Annotated in this window: 29 protein-coding genes; 5 read left to right on the forward strand and 24 right to left on the reverse strand. The window is 60.1% G+C overall.

The features are described 5' to 3' along the window. Positions 1–5: 5 nt before the first annotated feature. The 3 genes from rsmD to HZY77_RS09240 are packed head-to-tail and all read right to left on the reverse strand — an operon-like array spanning position 6 to position 3,226. Positions 6–581, reverse strand: a complete 576-nt coding sequence (gene rsmD, locus HZY77_RS09230; RefSeq protein WP_296814008.1) for a 16S rRNA (guanine(966)-N(2))-methyltransferase RsmD — start codon at positions 579–581, stop codon at positions 6–8. Further along, positions 571–1,875: a pitrilysin family protein gene (locus HZY77_RS09235; RefSeq protein WP_296814009.1), complete on the reverse strand. Its 1,305-nt coding sequence runs from the start codon at positions 1,873–1,875 to the stop codon at positions 571–573. Before HZY77_RS09235 ends, rsmD begins: the two co-directional genes overlap by 11 nt. Beyond that, positions 1,868–3,226 (reverse strand): pitrilysin family protein, encoded by a 1,359-nt coding sequence (locus HZY77_RS09240; protein WP_296814010.1) that lies wholly within the window; start codon positions 3,224–3,226, stop codon positions 1,868–1,870. The genes HZY77_RS09235 and HZY77_RS09240 overlap by 8 nt, the downstream gene beginning before the upstream one ends. Positions 3,227–3,321: 95 nt before the next feature. Here HZY77_RS09240 and ftsY point away from each other — a divergent pair, with 95 nt between their 5' ends. The 4 genes from ftsY (at position 3,322) to rpoH (ending at position 6,844) form a co-directional block, all read left to right on the forward strand. Further along, on the forward strand, positions 3,322–4,341 hold the full coding sequence (gene ftsY, locus HZY77_RS09245; protein WP_296814012.1) for a signal recognition particle-docking protein FtsY: 1,020 nt from the start codon (positions 3,322–3,324) through the stop codon (positions 4,339–4,341). Continuing rightward, positions 4,338–4,997, forward strand: a complete 660-nt coding sequence (ftsE, locus tag HZY77_RS09250) for a cell division ATP-binding protein FtsE (protein WP_296814013.1) — start codon at positions 4,338–4,340, stop codon at positions 4,995–4,997. The genes ftsY and ftsE overlap by 4 nt, the downstream gene beginning before the upstream one ends. Positions 4,998–5,008: 11 nt before the next feature. After that, entirely contained in the window at positions 5,009–5,905 is an 897-nt protein-coding gene (gene ftsX, locus HZY77_RS09255; protein ID WP_296814015.1) for a permease-like cell division protein FtsX, read from the forward strand. Positions 5,906–5,998: 93 nt separating this feature from the next. After that, the gene (rpoH, locus tag HZY77_RS09260; protein WP_296814017.1) at positions 5,999–6,844 is read left to right on the forward strand and encodes an RNA polymerase sigma factor RpoH; all 846 of its coding nucleotides are present in this window, start codon (positions 5,999–6,001) and stop codon (positions 6,842–6,844) included. A gap of 242 nt (positions 6,845–7,086) precedes the next feature. Here rpoH and ccoS read toward each other — a convergent pair whose 3' ends face one another. From ccoS to HZY77_RS09330, 14 genes are all read right to left on the reverse strand, one after another. Next, positions 7,087–7,278: a cbb3-type cytochrome oxidase assembly protein CcoS gene (gene ccoS, locus HZY77_RS09265; protein ID WP_296635530.1), complete on the reverse strand. Its 192-nt coding sequence runs from the start codon at positions 7,276–7,278 to the stop codon at positions 7,087–7,089. Continuing rightward, positions 7,275–8,051, reverse strand: a complete 777-nt coding sequence (locus tag HZY77_RS09270; RefSeq protein WP_296814019.1) for a FixH family protein — start codon at positions 8,049–8,051, stop codon at positions 7,275–7,277. Before HZY77_RS09270 ends, ccoS begins: the two co-directional genes overlap by 4 nt. After that, the gene (gene ccoG / locus HZY77_RS09275; protein WP_296814020.1) at positions 8,044–9,483 is read right to left on the reverse strand and encodes a cytochrome c oxidase accessory protein CcoG; all 1,440 of its coding nucleotides are present in this window, start codon (positions 9,481–9,483) and stop codon (positions 8,044–8,046) included. The genes HZY77_RS09270 and ccoG overlap by 8 nt, the downstream gene beginning before the upstream one ends. Positions 9,484–9,555: 72 nt before the next feature. After that, entirely contained in the window at positions 9,556–10,476 is a 921-nt protein-coding gene (gene ccoP / locus HZY77_RS09280) for a cytochrome-c oxidase, cbb3-type subunit III (RefSeq protein WP_296814021.1), read from the reverse strand. Then, entirely contained in the window at positions 10,473–10,658 is a 186-nt protein-coding gene (locus HZY77_RS09285) for a cbb3-type cytochrome c oxidase subunit 3 (RefSeq protein ID WP_296635542.1), read from the reverse strand. The genes ccoP and HZY77_RS09285 overlap by 4 nt, the downstream gene beginning before the upstream one ends. 24 nt (positions 10,659–10,682) lie before the next feature. Further along, complete coding sequence (gene ccoO, locus HZY77_RS09290; protein WP_296635545.1) at positions 10,683–11,429, reverse strand: cytochrome-c oxidase, cbb3-type subunit II; 747 nt, start codon at positions 11,427–11,429, stop codon at positions 10,683–10,685. 18 nt (positions 11,430–11,447) lie between these two features. Continuing rightward, a complete protein-coding gene (ccoN, locus tag HZY77_RS09295) occupies positions 11,448–12,902 on the reverse strand; it encodes a cytochrome-c oxidase, cbb3-type subunit I (protein WP_296814022.1) in 1,455 nt (484 codons plus the stop codon). 120 nt (positions 12,903–13,022) lie between these two features. Next, entirely contained in the window at positions 13,023–13,616 is a 594-nt protein-coding gene (locus tag HZY77_RS09300) for an SCO family protein (protein ID WP_296814024.1), read from the reverse strand. Beyond that, positions 13,613–14,077 carry an Rrf2 family transcriptional regulator gene (locus HZY77_RS09305; protein WP_296814025.1) on the reverse strand — a complete coding sequence of 155 codons (465 nt, stop codon included), beginning with the start codon at positions 14,075–14,077 and terminating at the stop codon, positions 13,613–13,615. The genes HZY77_RS09300 and HZY77_RS09305 overlap by 4 nt, the downstream gene beginning before the upstream one ends. Before the next feature lie 84 nt (positions 14,078–14,161). Then, a complete protein-coding gene (cyoE, locus tag HZY77_RS09310) occupies positions 14,162–15,055 on the reverse strand; it encodes a heme o synthase (RefSeq protein WP_296814027.1) in 894 nt (297 codons plus the stop codon). A gap of 2 nt (positions 15,056–15,057) precedes the next feature. Then, positions 15,058–16,041 carry a COX15/CtaA family protein gene (locus HZY77_RS09315; RefSeq protein WP_296814029.1) on the reverse strand — a complete coding sequence of 328 codons (984 nt, stop codon included), beginning with the start codon at positions 16,039–16,041 and terminating at the stop codon, positions 15,058–15,060. Between the two features lie 9 nt (positions 16,042–16,050). Then, complete coding sequence (locus HZY77_RS09320) at positions 16,051–16,407, reverse strand: hypothetical protein (RefSeq protein WP_296814030.1); 357 nt, start codon at positions 16,405–16,407, stop codon at positions 16,051–16,053. Continuing rightward, entirely contained in the window at positions 16,404–16,643 is a 240-nt protein-coding gene (locus tag HZY77_RS09325) for a hypothetical protein (RefSeq protein WP_296814031.1), read from the reverse strand. Before HZY77_RS09325 ends, HZY77_RS09320 begins: the two co-directional genes overlap by 4 nt. Beyond that, positions 16,643–17,311 (reverse strand): SURF1 family protein, encoded by a 669-nt coding sequence (locus tag HZY77_RS09330; RefSeq protein WP_296814033.1) that lies wholly within the window; start codon positions 17,309–17,311, stop codon positions 16,643–16,645. Before HZY77_RS09330 ends, HZY77_RS09325 begins: the two co-directional genes overlap by 1 nt. A gap of 117 nt (positions 17,312–17,428) precedes the next feature. On the opposite strand from HZY77_RS09330, the gene HZY77_RS09335 reads away from it, so the two are divergent. Next, positions 17,429–17,629, forward strand: coding sequence for a twin transmembrane helix small protein (locus tag HZY77_RS09335; RefSeq protein ID WP_296635570.1), 201 nt, complete (start codon positions 17,429–17,431; stop codon positions 17,627–17,629). A 98-nt stretch (positions 17,630–17,727) separates the two neighbouring features. Here HZY77_RS09335 and HZY77_RS09340 read toward each other — a convergent pair whose 3' ends face one another. The 7 genes from HZY77_RS09340 to HZY77_RS09370 form a co-directional block, all read right to left on the reverse strand. Next, positions 17,728–18,594 carry a cytochrome c oxidase subunit 3 gene (locus HZY77_RS09340; RefSeq protein WP_296635571.1) on the reverse strand — a complete coding sequence of 289 codons (867 nt, stop codon included), beginning with the start codon at positions 18,592–18,594 and terminating at the stop codon, positions 17,728–17,730. Between the two features lie 30 nt (positions 18,595–18,624). Then, on the reverse strand, positions 18,625–18,765 hold the full coding sequence (locus HZY77_RS09345; protein ID WP_296814034.1) for a DUF2970 domain-containing protein: 141 nt from the start codon (positions 18,763–18,765) through the stop codon (positions 18,625–18,627). 48 nt (positions 18,766–18,813) lie between these two features. Beyond that, positions 18,814–19,368: a cytochrome c oxidase assembly protein gene (locus HZY77_RS09350; protein ID WP_296635576.1), complete on the reverse strand. Its 555-nt coding sequence runs from the start codon at positions 19,366–19,368 to the stop codon at positions 18,814–18,816. A gap of 3 nt (positions 19,369–19,371) precedes the next feature. Next, positions 19,372–19,494: a hypothetical protein gene (locus tag HZY77_RS09355; protein ID WP_296635580.1), complete on the reverse strand. Its 123-nt coding sequence runs from the start codon at positions 19,492–19,494 to the stop codon at positions 19,372–19,374. Then, a complete protein-coding gene (gene ctaD, locus HZY77_RS09360) occupies positions 19,491–21,071 on the reverse strand; it encodes a cytochrome c oxidase subunit I (RefSeq protein ID WP_296814036.1) in 1,581 nt (526 codons plus the stop codon). The genes HZY77_RS09355 and ctaD overlap by 4 nt, the downstream gene beginning before the upstream one ends. A 23-nt stretch (positions 21,072–21,094) precedes the next feature. Beyond that, positions 21,095–22,219: a cytochrome c oxidase subunit II gene (coxB, locus tag HZY77_RS09365; protein ID WP_296820875.1), complete on the reverse strand. Its 1,125-nt coding sequence runs from the start codon at positions 22,217–22,219 to the stop codon at positions 21,095–21,097. Positions 22,220–22,303: 84 nt separating this feature from the next. Beyond that, entirely contained in the window at positions 22,304–22,711 is a 408-nt protein-coding gene (locus HZY77_RS09370; RefSeq protein ID WP_296814037.1) for a DUF2244 domain-containing protein, read from the reverse strand. Between the last annotated feature and the right edge of the window lie 200 nt (positions 22,712–22,911).

The raw sequence follows: 22,911 nt of genomic DNA on the forward strand, positions 1-22,911 counted from the left end.
ATTCATCATTCCTTGATCAGTAGCGCGAAATGCGAGCGCCCCGCGCGCCCGCTGCGGTGGATGATAAACCCCGAAGGCGCCACGACTGCCGTCTCCTGTTCGATATAGGCATGGCCGCCGGGCTTGAGATGACGTCCCAGATCGGCCAGTACGCTTTCGGCCAGCCCGCTGCCGAAGGGCGGGTCGACGAAAATCAGATCGAACGCCTCGTGGCTGTTCGCCAGCCACGCCAGCGCGTCGGCACGCAGGATGTCGACCTGGCTTGCCCCGAGCACGGTCCGGTTCTTTTCCAGTGCAGCGGTCGTTTTGAGATCGCGTTCGATCATGACGACCCGGCCTGCGCCGCGTGAAGCAGCCTCGAAACCGAGTGCGCCGCTGCCGGCGAACAAATCCAGACAAATCCATCCTGGCAGATCCTGGCCGAGCCAGTTGAACAACGTCTCGCGCACGCGGTCGGGCGTCGGGCGCAAACCCGCGCCATCGAGAAAATCGAGCAGGCGACGACGGTATTGTCCACCGATGATGCGCACCCGGTTGGCCGCGCCATGTGCTCGCTGGGNGGCGGCACGCTTAGCGAGCACGCTCTCCTCCCACGATGACCGTCACCAGCCTGTCGGGATCTATGTGGCGGGCAAATGCCTGCTTCACGGTCGCCACATCGACCGCATTGACCTTGTCGACCCAGGTATCCAGATAATCCAGGGGCAGCTTGTAGAAGCCGATCAGCGACAGGTATTCGAGAATCTTCTTGTTGCTGTCGATACGCAAAGGAAATCCACCGGTGAGGTTGTCCTTGGCCTGTTTCAGCTCCGCCTCGCTGGGGCCGTCGGCGATGAATTGCCGCAGGGTAGTCCGCGCCACCTTGAGCGCGTCGTCGGTTTGCGCCAGCTTGGTCTGCAGGCCAAGCTGGAATGGCCCGGCCTCCATCATCGGCATGAAATAACTATAGGCACTATAGGCATAGCCGCGCTTGTCGCGCACTTCGCGCATCAGCCGCGAATCGAAGCCGCCGCCGCCCAGCACATAGTTGCCCACGAATAGCGGAAAGAAATCGGGGTCGTTACGCGCCACGCCCACCGCGCCTACCAACACATGGCTTTGCGTGGAGGGAAACGCGATCCGCTGTTCATTTGCCCTCGCCGGCTCAGGCTTCGGCAGTGCCGGGACGGCCGCCGCACTGGACAGGCCCCCTGCCAGACGGGCGGCGATGGCCTCGGCCTCGGCACGGGAGATATCGCCCATCAGCGAAATCACGGCATTGGGTGCACTGTAGTGTGCACGGTAGAACGTCTGCACGTCTCCGCGCGTCAGTTTTGCGATCGCCGCGGGGTCGCCCGATTCGTCGTGGGCGTAGGGGTGGGTGCCGTAGAGCGCACGATAGAACGCCTTGTCGGCCACGGTGCCGGGGTCGGCCTCCGCCTCGCGGATGCCGGCAATGAGCCGCTGTTTCTCGCGCTTGACCACGGCCTGCGGGAAATCGGGCTGCTGCAGCACGCGCGCCAGGATATCGAGCGCAGCGTCCTTCTCGGCCTGGGACGACAAGGTACGCAGCGTGACGCCTCCACGATCGCGGTCGAATGTGCCGCCCAGCACGGCTCCCACATCGGCCAGGCGATGGGCGATCGCCGTATCGCTGAGGCCGCCGGCTCCTTGATCGAGGAGAATGTGAGTCAGTTGGGCAAGGCCCGCCTGACCGTCTGGATCGCGCGCGCTTCCTGCGGGAAAGTCCACCGAGACATCGAGGATAGGCAGTTCATGGCTTTCCACGAAGATCACCTGCGCGCCGTGCGGCGTGTGCCAGTGCTGGATGGCCAGTGCAGCCTGTGCCGACAGGGGCAGGCACAACAGCAATGCGACACAGAAAGTCTTAATCATGGCGGACTCCCGGCACCGCAGGGCGGCGCGTCTGGGGTTGCAAAGCTTGCGGGTCGAGTATGCCCACGCTCAACTGGTCATCCTGCAGCCATTGCTTCGCTGCGGCCTGCACCTNCCCGGCGCTCACCGCACGCAACTTTTCGACCCGGTGCGCAAGCGCCTCGGGCGGCAGCCCCGCGGTCACGTATTCGCCCAACTGCATCGCCTGGAAAAACAATGAATCGCGCTGGAACACGTCGGCCGCAATGACCTGCGCCTTCACCCGGGCAAGTTCCGCCTCGCTGACGCCATCGCGCTGGATCTGCTCGATCTGGCCGCGTATGGCTTNTTCGAGTTCGTCCGTCGTCTTGCCCGGCGCAGGCGTCGCGTCGATCATGAACATGCCCGGGCCGCGCGAAACGGCGTCGTAGCCGGCACTCGTGCTCACTGCGATCTGCTGTGTCTTGACCAGCGATTTCTGCAGGCGCGCCGAGTCATTCCCGGAGAGCACGCCCGCGAGAATCTGCAGCGCATAGGGCGCGGTATCCTTTTCCCAGTCCTTGAGGATGGGCGCATGCCAGGCCATCAGCAGATAGGGCACCTTCGCAGGCACCTTGACCACGACGCGCTTCTCGCCGATCTGCGCAGGCTCGTCCTGCGGCTTGCGCACCGGCAACGCACGCGCGGGAATCACGCCGAAATAACGCTTCGCCATGGCGATCACGTCGTCCGATTTCACATCGCCGGCCACGACGAGAGTCGCATTGTTCGGCACATACCAGCGGGCGTACCAGTCGCGCGCGTCCTGCGCGGTCATGTGCTGGAGATCGTCCATCCAGCCGATCACGGGACGGCGATAGGGACTCTCCTGGTAAGCCGTCGCCATCAGGCGTTCGTACACCACCGACTGCGGCTGGTCGTCGGTGCGCAGCCGGCGTTCCTCCATCACCACCTGCATTTCCTTGGCGAACAGGTCATCGCGGATGACGAGGTTGGCCATGCGGTCCGATTCCAGCTGCATCGCCAGTTCCAGCCGGTCTTTCTGCATCTGCTGGAAATACGCCGTGTGGTCGCGGTTGGTAAAGGCATTCTCGCGCCCGCCTGCGGCGGCAATGCGCTTGGAAAACTCGCCCGGCGGCACTGTCTTCGTGCCACGGAACATCATGTGCTCCAGCACATGCGCCACGCCCGTCGTACCGTTGAATTCGTCCATTGATCCGGCGCGATACCAGACCTGCGACACCATCACCGGTGCCCGGTGATCTTCCTGTACGATCACCCGCAGACCATTGTCCAGTGTGACGTCCGTCACCGCCGCCTGCGCACTGCCCACCATCAGCAGTGCCAGCAGCATTCCCCGCATGCCGAGCATGTTTCCACCTCTTGTTGAATGAGTCCGAATGATAAGCCGTAGCCGAATGATAAGATTAGGCGTCCGTCAAACAGCTATGCTGACTGCCTTTATCCGTGTTTAGTTTCTTCAAGCCCAAACCGCCCGCTTCCGAACCGACTACGCCCGCCACCCCGGTCGAGCCCGCGCCCCCGCCAGTCGAGTCGCGTCCCGGCTGGGCACAGCGGCTGAAACAGGGGCTCGCCAAAACCCGCGACCGGCTGGGTGGCCAGCTGGCCGGACTGTTCGGCGTCGGACGCAAAATCGATGCCGAGTTGTTCGAGGAACTCGAGACCATCCTGATCACAGCCGATGTCGGCGTGGACGCGACCCAGGCCCTGCTCGACACCCTACANAAAAAGGTCAGGCGCGAAAACCTGACCGAGGCCTCCGACCTGCAGGCCGCCCTCAAGCAGGCACTGGTCGACTTGCTGACGCCGCTGCAGGCGCCGCTCGACGTCACCCCGCACAAGCCCTTCATCCTCATGCTGGCGGGCGTCAACGGCGCCGGCAAGACCACCACCATCGGCAAGCTCGCCAAGCTGTACCAGTCGCAGGGTCTGTCAGTACTGCTGGCGGCCGGCGATACCTTCCGCGCGGCGGCACGCGAACAATTGCAGGTCTGGGGCGAGCGCAACAATGTGACCGTGGTGAGCCAGGANAAAGGCGATTCTGCCGCAGTGATCTTCGACGCCATCCAGGCTGCCCGCGCGCGCAACATCGACGTGGTGCTGGCCGACACTGCCGGCCGTCTGCCGACGCAACTCCATCTGATGGAAGAGATCAGGAAGGTCAAGCGCGTGATCGAGAAGGCCATCCCCGGTGCGCCGCACGAAGTGCTGCTGGTACTCGATGCCAATACCGGCCAGAACGCCGTCACCCAGGTCAAGGCCTTCGACGATGCGCTCGGCGTGACGGGCCTCGCGCTGACCAAGCTCGACGGCACCGCCAANGGGGGAGCCATCGCGGCCATCGCCCACGCCTGTTTGACACGCCCGCGGCCGATCCCGGTGCGCTACATCGGCGTCGGCGAGACCGTCGACGACCTGCGCCCCTTCGATGCGCGCGAGTTCGTCGAGGCGGTGTTTACTGCATGATCAGCTTCAGCCAGGTCACCAAGCGCTATCCCGGCGGGCACGAAGCTCTCTCCGGCGTCAGCCTCGCCATCGAGCAGGGCGAACTGGTTTTCCTCACCGGACACTCCGGCGCCGGCAAGAGCACGCTGCTGAAACTCATCGCCGCGATCGAGCGCCCGACCAGCGGGGTAGTGTCGGTCAGCGGCCAGAATGTCAGCCGCCTGTCGCGCCGTGCAGTGCCCTATCTGCGCCGCAACATCGGCCTGGTGTTCCAGGACCACAAGCTGCTGTTCGATCGCAGCGTGATCGACAACGTGGTGCTGCCGCTCGACATCGCCGGCTTCGACCGCCGCGAGTCGCTCAAGCGCGCCCGTGCGGTGATCGACAAGGTCGGCCTGCTCAACCGCGAGAAGGCCAATCCCGTCAGTCTCTCGGGCGGCGAGCAGCAGCGTCTGTGCATCGCCCGCGCACTGGTGAGCCGCCCCGCCCTGTTACTGGCCGACGAACCGACCGGCAACCTCGACGCCGGCTACGCGGCCGACATCATGGCCATGTTCCGCGATTTCCATCAGGTCGGCACCACGCTGGTGATCGCCACTCACGACGAACGCGCTATCACGGCCCTGGGCGGACGGACGCTGCACCTGGATCACGGCAGGATCGGCGAGGGGGCATGATAGGCGGCTGGATGCGTCACCACAAACACGCGCTCGGCGCCGCCTTGCATCGGCTACGCATCCAGGCATTCACAACGCTGCTGACCGCCCTGGCCATGGGCGTGGCGATCAGCCTGCCCAGCGGGTTGTATCTGGGGTTGTCGAATCTCAGCCGAGTGGCAGGCGAATTGCCGGCGCAGCCGGAAATCAGCCTGTTTCTAGACGCCGGGGCGTCCGCCGAACAAAAACAGGCTATCGCCGCGCGGCTCAAGCAGCCCGATATCGCCAAAGCCCGCTTCGTGCCCAAGGATGAGGCGCTGGCTACCCTGAGCGCCTCGCAGGACTTGTCCGACATCACGGCCGGCCTGACGGAGAACCCGTTGCCGGATGCCTGGATCGTACGGCCCCAGGCCACATCGCGTGATGCGCTGGTGCATATTTCCGACAGCCTGCGCAAACTGCCAGGAATAGCGGAAATCCATCTCGACAGCCAATGGGCGGAGCGCCTGCAGGCCGCACTCGCCATCGGCCGTACNGGGGTCTGGCTGCTGGCTGGGCTCTTTGCCATCGCGCTGATCGCCATCTCGGGCAACGCCATCCGTGCCCAGGTGCTGGCCCGGCGCGACGAAATCCTGGTCAGCCGACTCATTGGCGCCACCGACCGCCATATCCGCCGCCCGTTTCTCTACCTGGGCGCACTACAGGGCTTGTTCGGCGGACTTGCAGCCGGCGGGGTGCTGGCGGTGGCGGGCATTCTCCTGCGTGAACCTGTCGAGCATCTGGCTGTCCTTTATGGATCGACGTTTCATCTGCTGCCGCCGGACGGAGCCGAAATCGCCGTGGTGCTTGGGCTGACCACGCTGTTCGGCTGGCTGGGCGCCTGGCTCTCGGTAACGCGGAGCCTGCATCAGGTCGAAGCGGCACGCTGATTTCCCTTTGGTTTTCCCACGCCGGGGAACCCAGGCCGGTCTTAGCACTCTTAGAATGAGAGTGCTAAACTATTTGCAAGGGGTTTTACACGCATGAATCAATCGATGTCTTTACCCATTCCCGCTGCTTACAGCCTGGATAGCTATATTCAGACCGTCAACCGCTATCCCATGCTCAGTCTGGAAGATGAGCAGAAGTTTGCGCGTGCCTGGCACGACAAGCAGGATGTCGAGGCTGCCCGCCAGTTGGTTGTCTCGCATCTCCGCGTGGTGGTGAGCGTGGCGCGGCATTACCTCGGCTACGGTCTGCCGCACGCCGATCTCATCCAGGAAGGCAATGTCGGCCTGATGAAGGCCGTGAAACGCTTCGATCCGGACCGCGGCGTACGCTTGGTGTCATTCGCACTGCATTGGATCCGCGCCGAGATCCATGAATATGTTCTGAAGAACTGGCGTCTGGTCAAAGTCGCGACCACCAAGGCGCAACGCAAGCTGTTCTTCAACCTGCGTAGCCTGAAGCAGTCGCTCAATGCCTTGACGATCAAGGAAGCCGACGCCATGGCCCGCGAGCTCAATGTCAGCCGCAAGGACGTGCTGGAGATGGAAACGCGCCTGTCGGGGCACGATGTGTCGATCGACCCGACCATGGACGATGGCGAGGAAAGCTACAGTCCCCTCGCCTATCTGGCGAGCCCGGACGAAAACCCGGCCCAGTTGCTGGAACGCGAGCAGACCGAACAATTGCGGCACAAGGGACTGGTGAACGCACTGGAAGACCTCGACGAACGCAGCCGCCACATTATCCAGGCGCGCTGGCTGACCGAGGGTGAGGCCGCCACGCTGCACGAACTGGCTGCTGAATACGGCGTGTCGGCAGAGCGCATCCGCCAGATCGAGGCGCGGGCCCTGCANAAAATGCGCGCCGCGATCCCGGCATAAGGTTTGTTCCCCCAATGACAAGGCCCCGCAATTGCGGGGCCTTGTCATTGGGGGAAGGTCGATCAGAAAAACGAGCCGATCAGTACCGAAAAATGCTGATCCAGGCCCAGACGATCAATCCCGTTACCACGACCATGGGAAAACCCTGAAAAGTCAAAAGCTGTTTCATTGTGCGTGCTCCATTAAAGTTGGTGAATTTTAATTGACTTGCGCCGTTTTGGGTATGTGTTCGCTTGATTGCCCTAAGAATCCTCGTCCTTGCCGCCCGAGCGGCGCGTCGGGAGAAGGGGATCATCGTCGTCCATCAGAATACGTTCGGCAGGCCCTTCCAGATCGTCGAACTGGCCACTCTTGATCGACCAAAACACACCGAGGGCGATCAGCAACACGAATATGCCGGATAGCAAGAACAAGAACCCTAGGGTACTGTTCATGGCATCACCAGCTCCTGCGTATGCTGATAATGCAGGGTGTTTTCCCGCGAGAGGCGGAGTTCAACCAGCCAGCGCCCACTCGCCGGCACCTGCAGCACGCCGCCATATACGCCTGCATCGAGCTCGGGCAGCGGGACGGTGAGCGTCGCCTGGACGGCGCCCGGGCGATGCAAACGCAACTCGGCCACGACGCGGTCGACCGGCAAGCCGGTGTGGTTCCGGACACGAACACGGACCGTCCGGACGGATTCGTTGCCGTCCAGGCCACTGACGTCAATATCCCAGCCCAGTTCGGCCTCACGGTGCGCCTTGGACAGCTCCGACGAGATTGCAGTGGCCGCCTCCTGATTGTGGGGAACCACGCCTGAGAATCCGCTATACACCGGTCCGCCATTGCTGCCCAGCCACCAGCGCCCGATCGGCTCGGGCAGCCCCTTGTTCGCGATGTAGAGGAACCNCCNCATGAGCACCGTCAGCCCCGCGANAANAAACATGAGCAACTTGGGCGCCCAGTGCATGCGCCCGCCACGCCGCCGGAACAGGGTCAGGGCAAACAGCACGAGTGCCGTCGCGAAGAAAACCGAGATATGGATGGCGACCACGTCCAGCCCGGGCCAGTGGCCAACGATGAGTACAAAATAAGCGACCAGCGGAATACCGCCCGCCAGTACCGCGCGCAGGATGGGTGGCAAACTGCGGATCAGGCCGCCCAGGGCGTACAGGACGAGCACAGCGGCCAGCCCGCCAAACAGGGTGATCACTGTATTAATCATGTTCTTCTTTCGGGCCGTCAAATCGAACGTTTTCGGAACGCGCCTCAGCCGGCTTGCCCTTCGGCGTGATGATCAGTTCGAAATGATGGGTATGTTCTGCCAGTTCAGGCGTCAGGCGCACGCTGGCCTGAACAAGCCCGCTGTGCCCTGGTTTGATCGTGATTTCGCGGAAATTCCCCAGGTCAAGCGCGCCAGCCGGTATGCCGCTTGCGCTGATCTCATAGGTCTGGTCCTGCGCCGCCTTGTTGGTGATGCGGACCTGATATCGATTGCGGATGTCCCCGTTCGACAACACGACGTACAAAGGTTGCCGAATCTGATTGACCGCACGGTCGTAGCTGCCGCGGGTACCGATGCTGTAGGCGAGATACGCGCTCATCAGAATCAGGGCCGCGCCATAGCCGATGGTTTTCAGGCGCTTCCATTCCACTCTTGGCGCAGTCGGTTCGGGTGCGGCCAGATTCTGTTCCGAGTCGTAGCGGATCAGGCCCTGTGGGAAGCCGAATGAATCCATGATGGTGTTGCAGGCATCAATACAAAGCCCACACGAAATGCATTTGTATTGGAGCCCGTCGCGGATATCGATGCCGGTCGGGCATACCTGCACGCATAGTCCGCAATCGACGCAGTCGCCCAATCCTTNTTCGTGGCGCTCGTCCAGCGTACGTTGGCCGGCACGCGCACTGGCGCGCCCATGCGCCCCTTCACCCCGCCTCGCGTCGTAATGCACGGCCAGGGTTTCGGGTTCGTACATCACGCTCTGGAAACGTCCGTACGGGCAAACATAAGTACAGATCTGCTCGCGCATCAACCCAGCGGCAGCGTAAGTGGAAATCGTGAGGATACTGACGGTGATATACGCCGCAGCAGCAGCCTGGCCGGTGAAAAAGTCCAGCACCAGTTGCGGCGCATAGGCGTAGTAGGCCACAAACGTCATGCCCGTCCAGAACGACGCCAGCACCCACAGGACATGCGTGCCGCCGACCTTGAGCAGCTTTTCACGATTCCAGGGCTGGCGGTAGAGGCGCACGCGCGCGGGCCGCTCGCCCTGAATCTTATGCTCGATCCAGATAAAGAAATCGGTCCACAGCGTCTGGAAACAGAAATATCCGCAAAATGCGCGCCCCACCAAGCCGGTGACGAAGAACAGCAGGATGGCGGCGATGAACAACAGCAACGCCAGCCAGACAACGTCTTGCGGATAGACCGTAAGGCCGAAGATCAGGAAGCGCCGTCCCGGCAGATCAAACAGGACAGCCTGCGACGGGGCATCGAGCCGCGACCACGGCAGCCACGGCAACAGGAAATAGATCGCATAGGCCAGCACCAGCACCGTCGTCTTGAAACGACGAAACCGCCCCTTCACCGAGCGGGTAAAAATCGGAATACGCTTCTGGTAAAGCCCTAGCTGCTCTTCTAAGCCTGTTTGCATGGTGTGGCCGTTGGATCCGCGGGAAGCAAAAGCCCCCGTGAACGGGGGCTTTGCTCATGTCAGTCTGCAGTTCTACTGCCCACCGCCCAGTTCATGGACATAGACCGTCAAAACCTTGATCTGTTCAGGCGAAAGACGTCCAGCCCACGCTGGCATCACACCCTTGTTGAGGCCGCTGGCGATGACATTGCGAATGGCTGCAACTTTCCCTTCCGCACTGCTTGCCGCGGGCACGTTGGCCCACAGCCAGATATTGTCGGTCAGGTTTGCCGAACCGATCTCCTTGCGTCCCTTGGCGTCGGCACCATGACAGTAGTAGCAGGCCGCGGTTTCGCTATGGAACAGGACATTGCCGGCCGCCGCCTTGGTTGCGTCATGGCCAATTCCCGAAAGACTGGCCACGTAATTGGCCAGCTGGTCGATCTGCTCGGGCGAGAGCACCTCGCTGAAGGTCGGCATGTAGCCATGACGACCACCCGTGATCGTTTCATGAATCTTGTCGAACGAACCGCCATACAGCCAGTCGTCGTCAGTCAGGTTGGGGAAGAAGCCCACCACGCCTTGGCCGCCCGCCTGGTGACAGGGCGCGCAGTTGTCGGAGAAGAGCGCCTTGCCCGCCGACAGGATGAAGCCGTTCATGTCCGGATCCTTGGCGATCTGGGCATAGGACATCGCTGCAACCTTGTCGAAATAGGGCTTTTGTGCAGCCGCAGCCTGATTCATATCCTCCATCAGAAGCGCTCGGGTATTCCAACTGTGCGTCTTGGTCTCGCCATCGCTGTTGACGTAGGTGATGTTCGACAGGCCGCCTATCCAGCCCTTGCCGAACGGCCAGGACGGGTAGATCGTCCAGTACACGAGGGCGAACACCACCGTGACGTAGAACGTGTAGACCCACCAGACCGGCAGTGGATTGTTGTATTCCTGCAGGTCTCCATCCCAGGCATGGCCCGTGGTTTGCACAGTTTGAGATTGTAGTTTTTGCTCGCTCATTGCTTGTCCTTCGTGTCTTCCTGATCGTCCAGGAACGGTATGTTGCGGTAAGACTCGAGTTGGTCGCTCCGCTTCTTGCTACCGTAGGCGTAGATCACGATGCCGATAAAGGTGACGAAAAAGATGACCAGGCCAAGGGGTTTGGTGTTTTCGGGTTTCGAAAACCACATCAAAAAGTCCATTCCAAACCCTCCGGCCTGTTTCGATCAGCGGTCGTTGACGAATGCATCGTCCTTGTACTTGCCGAAATCGACCATGGTGCCCAACACCTGCAGATAGGCTACCAATGCATCCATCTCGGAAATACCCGAACGATCGCCGTCATAGTTGCCGAAGTTGGCCTGTTCGATCAGGCTCTGCTGCGCATTAGGAATGTGCAGCTGCTTGGCAACGGTTTCACCGAACTTGGCCACGTTCGCCTTGTATTCGGCATCCGTCAGCGAGTACGGCACCCCGACCTTGCGCAACGCCTTCATACGTTCCGCGATATCGGACGTATCCAGTGGCGTCGCCTTCAGCCAGGGGTAGTTCGGCATCACCGACTCGGGCACCATCGAGCGCGGCGCGGTCAAGTGCTGGACATGCCACTCGTTCGAATATTTGCCGCCCACGCGCGCCAGGTCTGGGCCGGTACGCTTGGAGCCCCACTGGAAGGGGTGGTCGTACTGCGACTCCGCTGCCAGCGAGTAGTGACCGTAGCGCAACTTCTCGTCACGGAACGGGCGGATCATCTGGGAATGGCAGAGATAGCACCCCTCGCGCTGATAGATGTCCCGTCCGCGCTGTTCCAGCGGCGTATAGGGACGTACGCCGTCGACCTTCTCGATGGTTTTGTCGATGAAGAACAGGGGCGTGATTTCCACCAAGCCGCCGACGCTGATCGCCAGCATGGTCAACACCGCCAGCAGGCCGATGTTGGTTTCAATCCATTCGTGTTTGAAGTTGAAGTTCATGATCTATCTTTTCCCGAATCATGCGTGAGCCAGCTTGGCGGCCAGCTTGGCTTCCAGCGCGGCGCTTTCGCGTTTGCCCTGACGGATGGTCATGAACACGTTGAAGGCCATCATCACCATACCGGTCAGGAAGAACATGCCGCCGATGGCGCGCATCGCGTAGAAGGNGTGCATGGCCGCAACCGACTCGACGAACGAGTACTGGAGGTTGCCGAACTCGTCAAATGCGCGCCACATCAGGCCCTGGGTGATCCCGGAAATCCACATTGCGACGATATAGAGAACGATGCCGATCGTGGCCAGCCAGAAATGCCACTCGATCAACTTGCGGCTGTACATTTTGGTGTCCCACAGCTTGGGCATCATGTGATACAGCGAGCCGAAGGTGATCATCGCGACCCAGCCCAGCGCGCCGGAGTGGACATGGCCCACGGTCCAGTCGGTGTAGTGCGACAGCGCATTGACTTCCTTCAGCGACATCATCGGGCCTTCGAAGGTCGACATGCCGTAGAACGACAGGGCCACGATCATGAAGCGCATGATCGGGTCGGTACGCAATTTATCCCAAGCGCCCGACAGGGTCATGATGCCGTTGATCATGCCGCCCCATGAGGGCATCAGCAGCAGGATGGAGAACGCGGCGGCCAGGGAGGAGGTCCAGTCCGGCAAGGCGGTCCAGTGCAAGTGGTGAGCGCCCACCCACATGTACATGAAGCCCAGCGCCCAGAAGTGGACGATGGACAGCCGATAGGAATAGATCGGCCGGCCGGCCTGCTTGGGCACGAAGTAATACATCATGCCGAGGAAGGCCGCGGTCAGGAAGAAGCCCACCGCATTGTGGCCATACCACCATTGCGTCATCGCATCCTGCACGCCCGAGAACAGGCTGTAGGACTTCATCGAGAACAGGTCGATGGGCATCGCCAGGTTGTTGAAGGTATGCAGCAGCGCGGTCGCCAGGATAAAGGCCAGATAAAACCAGTTGGCCACGTAAATATGCGGCTGCTTGCGGCGCATGATGGTCCCGACGAACACCGTGAGATACGCGACCCACACGACTTCGATCAGGATATCGATCGGCCATTCCATTTCCGCGTATTCGCGCGACTGGGTATAGCCCAGCATATAGCTGAAGTCTGCCAGCGCGATGGCGGCCATCCAGCCCCAGAACGTGAAACTGGCCAGGCCGTCCGAAATCAGACGGGTCTGGCAGGTACGCTGAACCACGTAGTAGGAGGTGGCAAACAACGCCGAGCCACCGAAGCCGAAAATCACCGAGGTGGTATGAACGGGACGGAATCGCCCGAACGAAATGTAGGGACTATCGAAGTTCAGAAACGGCCAGGCCAGTTCGGAGGCGATATATACGCCCACGAACATGCCGATCACAGCCCAGACGATCGACATGACGGCAAATTTCTTAACGACTTCGAAGTTGTACTGCTCCGCACCGGAATATGTGGTTACCGCCATGGCCCGCTCCTGTTGTACCCGTAATAGCGCCTGCGCCGCGCCTTAACAGCATATGCTTATATTAAAAAACTGCGGGATTATATTCCGGCCACCCTGGGTCCCGCAAGCCCAAAACCGGGCTCAGGAAGGCAGCAACAGCAACTTCAGATCGTGCGCGATCGCTTCCGGGCTGCTGCCATAGGGCATGAGCAATCTCAAATTCCCCTTAGGATCATAGATATACGTCCCGGCACTGTGATCGATCAGATAATCGCCTGCGGCTTTAACCGATGTCTTTTGATAGACGACTTTGTATTCTTTTGCCAACTGCTTCAGCGTTTCGGCATCGGTATACATTCCCAGGAATGCCGGATTGAAGGCGGGGACGAACTGTTTCAGGATGTCAGGGGTATCACGCTGCGGGTCCAGCGTCACAANAATGACCTGTACGCGTCCGGCCTGGTCTCCGAGGAGTTTGAGTGCTGCGGCAAAGTCCGACAGTGTCGTGGGACATACGTCCGGACAATGCGTATAGCCGAAAAAGATGGCGACGACCTTGCCCTTGAAGTCCGCCAGCGTACGCACACGGCCGTTGTGATCGGTCAAGCGGAAATCCCGCGCGAAGCCTGCGCCTGTAATATCGGTCGCCTGGAATGAGGGCGGCTGCGGGGCAGGGTGACACCCCGACAGCGCGATCAGCGCCATCGCCCAGACTGCGGCGAGCCAGCGTGTCATGCCTTGATCTGCTCGAACAGCTGTCCGGGGATATCCGCCAGCCGGTATTTGCCGGACTCCACCGCCTTCGCCAGCTTGTCCAGCGTAGTGTCCTGCAACAGATCGATGATTTTCTTCTTCACGGGCACCCAGCGAAAATGCAGCGGACACGCTGTCTCATCGCTACACTTTTTCAGTCCCAACAGGCAGCTCTGCGTAAACGCAGGCCCTTCTGTCAACAGCAGGATTTGCATCAGGGTGATCTTGTCCCNCCNCTCGCGCAGGCAGAAGCCGCCCAGGCGACCCCGAAAGGAAAACAGCAAATTGCCTTTGGCCAGGCTCTGCAGGATTTTGGCTAGATAGGGTGCGGGCACGCCCAGTTTGGCTGCGATATCCTTGTTCAGCACCGGCGTGGCGTCAGGCTGGGTAGCCATGTAGATCAGCGCCTGAACGGCATACTGACTGGTGCGCGAGAGGATCATTCTGTACCCCAATGAAATGAATTGGGGACAATATAAAACAATCCTGTCTGAATATCTAGTTAAAAGCCCGAATTCCCATACAAATCAAATGGGTAAGTTGATGTAATGATCAACCAGCATGATTGCGAACAATAGGCTCAAATACCAGATGGAATAGCGGAAGGTTTGCTTGGCGAGCGCATCACTATATTCGCGATATAAACGCCAGCCATAGTGGATAAAGCGCCNCCCGAGCAAAACGGCACCAATCAGATAGATCCACCCGCCCATGCCCGTCCCGACCGGCAACATGGTCACGGCAAACAGCAGCACGGTGTAGAGCAGTACATGCAGGCGGGTATAGGCCTCGCCGTGCGTCACCGGCAGCATCGGCAGGCCGGCCCGGGCGTATTCCTCGCGCCGGTATAGCGCCAAGGCCCAGAAATGCGGAGGTGTCCAGGCAAAAATGATCAGGAACAACAAGAGCGCATCGTGATGGATTTCGCCCGTTGCCGCGGCCCAGCCAAGTACCGGCGGCATCGCGCCGGACGCGCCGCCAATGACAATGTTCTGCGGCGTGGCCGGTTTCAGCACGGCTGTATAGATCACCGCATAGCCGACGAACGTGGCCAGTGTCAGCCACATCGTGAGTGGGTTGACGAACACATTCAGCAGATACAGGCCGGCCCCCACCACGCCGGAAAACACCAGCGTCTGGGTGCTGGTCAATTCGCCGCGAGGTAGCGGACGAGCACGTGTACGCGCCATCACCGCATCGATTTTCTGTTCGATCAGACAATTGAATGCCGCCGCCGCACCGGCCACCAACGCAATCCCGAGCGTACCGGCCCACAACGCGTTCCAGTTCGGCCAACCGGGCACGGCGAGGAACATGCCGATCACGGCCGTGAATACGATCAGGCTGACGACACGCAGCTTGCACAAAGCCAAAAACTGTTGGCATCGGCAGGCCGCACCCTGGACCATCAAAGATTCCATGTTCATCTCCTGCGCACCCGATAATTCAGCACAACCAGGCTGGACAGCAACAATGCCGCACCCGCATTGTGCGCGACCGCCACGGCCAACGGCAGGCTAAACAGGACATTGCTGATGCCCAGCGAGACCTGCAACACCAACAGCCCGCCTATGACCAGCCCCATGCCGGCGTAGCNCGGACTACCTACCAGGCGCAGAACCAGCCAACTCAAATACAGCGTCACTACCAAGGCCATGACCCGGTGCGTCCAATGGATGGCGGTCAATGCCGACAATGGCAACAACTCACCGGTCGCGGTCTCGCCAAGATTCCGGTGCAGGGTGAAGCCCTGCTCGAAATCCATCGGCGGCACCCAGGCACCGTGACACAGCGGGAAATCGGGGCAGGCCAAGGCTGCATAGTTGGTGCTCACCCAGCCGCCCAGCCCGATTTGCATCGCCACCAGAATCAGCCCCAGCAAGGCCCCGTTGCGTAGATGATCGCTATTCGCATAGTAGGTGTGGCCCGATTGGCCGCGTTCGCGCAGCCAAAGCCAAAGCAGCAGCGCGAGGGTCGTCATGCCGCCCAGCAGATGCGAACTGACGATCAACGGCTTAAGCAACTGGGTGACTGTCCACATACCCAGCATGGCCTGGAACACGATCAGACCGAGTAGCAGCCAAGGCAAGCCAAGGCCACCGCGTGTTTCATGCCGCCCGCGCCATGCCAGTATGGCAATGGCCAGCACCAGCAAACCCAGCGTGCCAGCAAAATAGCGATGCACCATCTCCTTCCAGGCTTTGACATGGGACACCGGCCCATCCGGGCGCACGGCAAGTTCTGCGTTGATGGCATCCGCGGCGTTGTGCGGGGTCAGCTTGCCGTAACATCCGGGCCAGTCGGGGCAGCCCAGTCCGGCGTCGGAGAGACGAACGTACGCACCCAAGGCCACCACTCCGAACGCAAGGATCAGGGCAGCCAGAATGATTTTCCGATATGTCGTCATGGTCGCGGATCAGCCTATCTGGGATGCCTTGAGCAGCAGCTTGAGGTCTTTCATCATGCGGTCGAAATCGGCCTGAGCCGGGAAACGCAGCATCAGATTGCCCAGCGGATCGATCAGATAGATGTGGTCGACCCGATTCTGCGCAGCTGGAAACTGCGCCACGAAAGCCGCGTTCGCCGGCCGCCACACATGCAAATCGGGATGCGCCTGTAACAGCTTCGCATCCGGCGTACCGCTGTCGGTCACCACCCACAGCCGCTCGATGCGGTCCTGCTCCTTACCTTGCGCGATCCGCGTCTGGCGCATCAGATAGAGTTGCCATGCGCACGCCGCGTCGCAGCGAGTTGGACCCACATGCACCATCACCCATTTTCCGTGCAGTGCCTCCAGATCGTATGGGCGGCCATCGGGCGTGCTGCCCGCAGTTTGCTGCAGGGGGTGACCTTGAGCAGGTCGCCGTAATTGGAATGGCCCGCCGGACGCCATCCCGCGTAGGCCAGATAAGCAGCCACCACAGGCATCAGAAACACGCCGACCAACAACAGGAATTTACCGCGCGGAGTTAATTGCATACTCGAAACCATTTCGGACGTTGGGTACATCAGTCATCGTCATCCCGATGACGCTTTACGTTCAGGACCAGCCACAACACTGCCAGCGTCGTCGCCAGACTGTACCACTGGATTGCATAGCTGACATGCATGCTGACGCCGGTATCAGGACGCGGCCAGTCACGAACCAGGCCATCCGCCAGCGGAGTGGTCTGCAATAACAGCAGCGGTTGCAGCGTCAGCCGGGTAGTTGCGGCATAGCGTGCGAAATCCAGGTTCTGCCACACCCGTCCCTGGGACGGTGCATGCATCAACTCGATATAGCGGCTGTGCGGATCGACGGCCATGCCTTCGAGTCGTATCAGCCNCCNCGGCGTCGGGGGCAAGGGAATCTNTTCGCGAGAGGGCCCTACCGCCACCCAGCCGCGATTGACCAGAATGGCAAGCGGCCCGCCCTCGATGATGAGCGGCGTCAGTACGTGATATCCCGCCANCCCTTTATAAACTCGGTTGTCGAGGAAGATGGTATGCGCCGCGTCAAACACCCCGCGCACTTCCAGCTTCCGGTACAGCACGCTGTCGCGGTCCAGCAGTGTGCTGCCGACATGGATGGGCGCTTCCCGAATCGCCACATCGTAACGTGCCTGCAAGGCGCGCTTGGTTTCGGCGCGCCCACTCTGCCAGTTGCCGAGCCACAAGGTCAGCACAANAAAGAACAATGCAGCCAGGGTCGGCCAGAGCCTCGGGGAAAACTGCCATGGGCCTACACGCAGTCTCAACAAGTGCATAGGCCCGTCAATCCGGTTAGACTGGAATTTTTACGAGCATACCGTTCCATGCGCATCGTTGCCCTGCTCTTCATCGTGTTCATCCTGGCCAGCCTCGCCAGCGCACTCTACTACCTCATCAAGGACAAGGGCCGATCGGATCGCACAGTCAAGATGCTGACGGTGCGCGTCGTGCTTTCCCTCACCCTTTTTCTGCTGCTGATGGGTGGCTACTACTTCGGCATCATCCCGCAAACCGGGCTGCGTTAGCCTATCCCCCGCAACAAAAAGCCGCGCTGAACGCGGCTTTTTGTTGAACTGGTGGCCACGGTCAAGCGTGGCCCGCCTGCTGCGTATCAGCTCCCGACCTAGATCAACCAGTAGACCAGGATAAACAACAGCACCCACACCACATCGACGAAGTGCCAGTACCACGATACGGCCTCGAATGCGAAATGATGTTCGGCAGTGAAATGCCCGGCGATCGAACGCAGCAGCATGACGATCAGCATCGTCGTTCCCACCAGCACGTGAAAACCGTGAAAGCCGGTCAACATGAAGAAGGTCGCACCATACACGCCTGCACCCAGCGTCAGCCCCATCTCGGTATAGGCATGATGGTATTCGTAGGCTTGCAAACATAGAAAGACCACACCGAGCGTGACCGTCATCCCCAGCCCCAGAATCAGCTGCATACGGTTGTTCTTTTTCAGTCCCCAGTGCGCCCAGGTGACCGTCACCCCAGAACTCAGCAGCAGCAGCGTGTTGATGGCCGGAATGCCCCATGCTTCCATCGGCGTGAATTTCAAGCCATCAGCGGTAAGGCCGGGCCCCGCAGTCGGCCACGCCGCCTTGAACGTGGGCCAGAGTTGCTGCATCGTGTCGGACTCGCCCAGCCAAGGCACCGACAGCACCCGGGTATAAAACAGCGCGCCGAAGAAAGCGGCGAAGAACATCACTTCGGAAAAGATGAACCAGCTCATGGACCAGCGGTACGAGGAATCCACCTGCTTGTTGTAGCGGCCGGCTTCGCTGTCTCGGATCACTTCGCCAAACCATCCGAACATCATGAAAAACAGCACGGCCACCCCGGCCAGCAGCACCCAGAGGCCATGGTTGATTTCGTGCATGGTCATGACGCCTCCCACTGCCATCGTCAGCAGGGCCACCGACCCGATGATCGGCCAGAGCGAAGGTTGCGGCAGGTAATATTTATCGGTTTGTGCCAGGCTCATGTCTTTCCCTCTTCCTCGTCTATTGATCGTTTACTTCACGAACTGCAGCACCAGGTACACCACCAGCAATAATGTCAGAACAAACACCACACCGCCGACCAGCCCGGCAATGATGATCTGTGCCTGCGTCAGGCTTTGCGCGTCATCATCGTAATCGCGCCGTTTGCGCACGCCGAAAAACTCCAAAACACGGCAAGTGCAGCACGCAGGTTCCCCTTTTCAGCCATGCGGCACTTTTTCCGGCAACGTCGCCGTCTGCGCCTTGGGGTCCGTGTTGAAGAAGGTGTAGGACAAGGTCACGGTATGCAAGTCCTTGTCCATCGACGGATCCAGCACGAACAACACTGGCATCTGGCGCCGTTCGCCCGCAGCCAGCTTCTGCGGAGTGAAGCAGAAGCACTCGATTTTCCTGAAAAATGCGCCTGCGCGGGCCGGCCCGTAACTTGGCACTGCCTGGCCCACGATTGCATGGTCGCTGTTGTTGGCCGCTTCGTAGTCCACCTGCACCAGCTGGCCCGGATGCACCTTGATACTGCGCTGCATGGTTTTGAATTGCCACGGCAGCCCCTCGTTGGTATTGGCGTCGAATTCAATCGTCACCCAGCGGCTGGTATCGACCTGGGTGTTTTTCACCAGACTCTGCTCGTCGCCAGAATTGATTCCGGTCACTTCGCAAATCTTGTAATAAAACGGTACCAGCGCAAACCCAAATCCAAACATGCCCAGCGCCACAACAATGAGCTTGGTCAGCGTGTTGGATTTGCCGGTGGTCATGGTCTATTTCAATCCGTTGTATAGCGTGAACAGGAACAAGCCAATCGCAATGGCAGCCAGAATGCCGGCCGTCAGATATTTGCCATTTTGCTTGTTGTCCGTCATGCCGATTGAATCGCCGCTCATTTCACCACCGGTGCGGTTTCAAAAGTATGGTAAGGCGCGGGCGAAGGCACCGTCCACTCCAGGCCTTGGGCCCCTTCCCAAACCTGATCGCTCGCCTTGGCCCCGCCCTTGATCGTTTTCAGTACCAGAGCCAGGAAGATCAACTGGCTGAATCCGAAGATGAAGGCGCCCACGGTCGCAATCTGGTTGAACTCAGTGAACTGCAGTGCATAGTCGGGTATGCGTCGCGGCATGCCGGCCAGGCCGAGGAAGTGCATCGGGANAAACACGATGTTCATGCCGATGACGGACAGCCAGAAGTGTGTTTTTCCGAGCGTCTCGTTGTACATATGGCCCGTCCATTTCGGCAGCCAGTAATAGATCCCGGCAAAAATGGAGAACAAGGCGCCGGAAACCAGCACATAGTGGAAATGCGCCACGACGTAATAGGTGTCCTGCAGCTGGATGTCGACCGGCGCCATCGCAAGCACCAGTCCCGAGAAGCCGCCTATCGTGAACAGGCACACGAACGCGATGGCGAACAGCATCGGTGTCTCAAACGTCAGAGAACCTTTCCACATCGTGGCCACCCAGTTGAACACCTTCACCCCGGTCGGGACCGCGATCAACATGGTGGAGAACATGAAGAACAGCTGCGCCGCCACCGGCATGCCCACGGCGAACATGTGATGCGCCCACACGGTGAACGACAGGATCGCGATCGACGCAGTGGCATACACCATTGAGGCGTAGCCGAACAAGGGCTTGCGGGAGAAGGTCGGAATGATCTGCGAGATGATGCCGAAAGCCGGCAGGATCAGGATGTAGACCTCGGGATGCCCGAAGAACCAGAAGATATGCTGGAACATCACCGGGTCGCCACCGCCTGCCGCGTTGAAGAAATGGGTACCGAAATTACGGTCGGTAAGCAACATGGTGACCGCACCCGCCAGGACCGGCATGGTGGCGATCAGCAGATAGGCGGTAATCAGCCAGGTCCATACAAACATCGGCATCTTCATCAGCGTGAGCCCAGGCGCGCGCATGTTGAGGATGGTGGTGATGATGTTGATCGAGCCCATGATCGACGACAGGCCCATGATGTGTATGGCCAGAATCGTCAGGTCATAGGACACGCCGCCCTGGATGAAAAGCGGCGGGTACATCGTCCAGCCGCCGGCCACGGCGCCGCCCGGCAGCCAGAACGACCCCAGCAACATGATGCCGGCCACCGGCAAGAGCCAGAAACTCCAGTTGTTCATGCGCGGGAATGCCATGTCGGGCGCACCGATCATCAGCGGCACCTGCCAGTTCGCAAAGCCGGTGAAGGCCGGCATGATGACGCCGAAAATCATGATCAGGCCGTGCATCGTGGTGAGCTGATTGAAGAAATCGGGGTGCATCAGCTGCATGCCCGGCTCGAAAAGTTCGGAGCGAATCAGCAGCGCCATCGAGCCGGCAGTAAACAGCATGATGAGCGAGAACCACAGGTAGAGCGAACCGATATCCTTGTGGTTGGTCGTGGTCAGCCAGCGCATGATTCCGGTGGGATGCGCGTGGTGTCCGTGGTCGTCGTGGGCGTGTGCTGCGTCAGACATGACTGTGCTCTCCTCTCGGTTGTTCACTGCGCGGCGGGGGCGGCGGCGACGGCTGCTCNCCCGCGGGCGGCTGCGATGTCCGCGGGCTGCGCCGCGTCACCCATCTTGTTGTCCCAGGCATTGCGCTCATACGTCACGACCGCGGCAATTTCCGCATCGGACAAGCGGTCGGCGAATCCGACCATGGCGGTGCCTGGGCGACCGCCGTGCACCACGATATTGATATGCGCGGCAATTGGCCCGGTGGCGACCTTGGAACCGTTCATCGCAGGGAACACGCCTGGCAGGCCCATGCCATTGGCTTGGTGGCAGGCGGCGCAGTTGGCTTGATAGACTTTCTCGCCCCGTGCCACCAATTCCTTGACGTCAAAGGTTTTGGTGTTGTCAGCCGCAGCAGCCTGCGCCGACCCTTTCTTCTTGGCCACCCAGGCTTTGTAATCCTCCTCGGAGACCACCTTGACCACAATCGGCATGAAACCATGGTCCTTGCCGCACAACTCGGCACATTGGCCGCGATAGGTGCCGATCTTGTCTGCCTTGAACCAGCTATCACGGATGAAGCCCGGGATGCCGTCCTGCTTGACGCCGAATGCGGGAACCCACCAGGAATGGATCACGTCATTGGCGGTAATCAGCAAGCGCACCCGCTTGCCAACCGGCACCACCATCGGATCGTCCACTTCGAGCAGGTAGTGTTCGTCCTTGGCCGCCGTGCCGTCGATCTGTTCACGCGGCGTGGCAAGTGTGCTGTAGAAGTGAACGCCTTCGTTAAGGTAATCGTAGCCCCATTTCCACTGGTAGCCCGTGATCTTGACGGTCATGTCGGGATTGGAGGTGTCTTTCATCTCGATCACGACCTTGGCGGCCGGATAGGCCATCCCCACCAGGATGATGAACGGGATGACGGTCCAGATGATTTCGACTGTGGTGTTTTCGTGGAAGTGCGCAGCTTTGTGGCCGACCGATTTGCGGTGCTTGACCAGCGAGTAGAACATCATGCCGAAGACGATGATGAAAATTCCGACGCACACCAGCATGATGAGGTTATGCAGATGGAACACCTNCCTCGCCACCTGACTCGCCGGTGGTTGCAGGTTGTATGCATAGTCTGCCAGTGCTGACTGGCTGGCTGCCCATACCGCCCCCATCACCCCTGCCCTTTGCCACATGCTTTTCATCGCGTTCCCCGTCCTCTGACTTTGTTATGGGTAGTCGTTGCGGCGCGTATTGCCCTATGCCTGCAACTTTCTGCGTAAGGTCGCAGCCAGTTGCAGCCGCGCCTCGTCACTCAGGTACTGTCCGACTTTTGTTTCGCGACCATGAGAACTCAGGCTGAGACGGCAGTTTCTGCCTGACGTCCCGCAGTCGCATATCACACGCGCCCATTGGCGATTCATTTCACGGCGCTCTCCATACGTGCCGGCATGCCACTCCAGCACTATCACATCCCCTTCAATCGTTAGTGTTTCGTAATCCCCTTCTCGGCTGCGCAGCGTCTCCAGTGCCCATGCCAGCAATCCAATTTCCAATCCGGCAAAAGGCAAGATCAGCCAGTATCCCAGGAGCGCGAAGCCACTTGCCGTTACAAAACATACTGTCGCCAGACTCCAGAGCACCAGCTGCTGCTGGCGGTGTGTCAAGGAATGGTTAGGGCGGGACTGGAATACAAACGCGCCTGCTGACACACCTTCACAGTCTTCCGTATTCACCTGTTCCATATGGAGAAGCGAGGAAACCGCGTGCGGCATCATGTCGCAGACAGTAACACGACGCCGCTCGCCAGAACAAGCGGTGCGCTCGAATTAACTTATTGATTTGTTTATAAAATATCGTTATTACA

Source organism: Thiobacillus sp. (assembly GCF_013693775.1).
GTDB lineage: Bacteria > Pseudomonadota > Gammaproteobacteria > Burkholderiales > Thiobacillaceae > Thiobacillus.